Below are 607 nucleotides of genomic sequence, written 5' to 3'. Positions count from 1 at the left end.
GGCGGCGACATGGATTATGCCTTGCAGCAGCTTCTCAATGCGCTGGCTTTCGGTGCGGAATATTCGCTGGTCGCGCTCGGCCTCGCGGTGGTGTTCTCGATCATGGGCCTGGTCAATTTCGCGCATGGGGAGATCATCGGCGTCTCCGCCTACAGCGTGTTCCTGGCGGCGGCGCTCGGACTGACTTCGCCTATCGTCGCGGTGCTGCTTGCTGTCGCTGCCGCCGCACTTGCGGCCATCGCCTTCGAGCGGGTGGCGTTCCGGCCGGTGCGCTATGCGCCGACGACGACCGGGCTGCTGACCGCCTTCGGCGTCTCGATCGTCGTGCAGAACCTGTTCATGCTGCTGATCTCGCCAAAGCCGCAGTCGGTCTCGATCCTCAACGGGCTGAACCAGATGTGGTTCTTCGGCCCCTTTGCGGTGTCGTCGCTGCAGGTGATGGAGCTTATCGTCTCGGGCCTGACCATTCTCGCCTTGGTGCTGTTCCTCAACCGTTCGACGCTCGGCCTCGCCATCCGCGCGGCGTCGCGCGATTTCGCCACGGTGCGGCTGATGGGTATCAAGGCGAACCGGGTGATCGCCACGGCCTTCGCCGTCTCCGGCGCAC

Annotated in this window: 1 protein-coding gene; it reads left to right on the top strand. The window is 64.9% G+C overall.

Annotated features, from left to right (window positions below; genetic code table 11):
• Nucleotides 1-9 precede the first annotated feature (9 nt).
• Nucleotides 10-607, top strand: a 598-nt coding sequence (locus tag EN939_RS37060) for a branched-chain amino acid ABC transporter permease (protein ID WP_164751644.1), incomplete at its 3' end; no start/stop codon positions are given.

Origin of the sequence: Mesorhizobium sp. M7A.F.Ca.CA.002.05.1.1 (assembly GCF_003998335.1) — a bacterium.
GTDB lineage: Bacteria > Pseudomonadota > Alphaproteobacteria > Rhizobiales > Rhizobiaceae > Mesorhizobium.
This window is presented reverse-complemented; position numbering and strand designations above follow the sequence as displayed.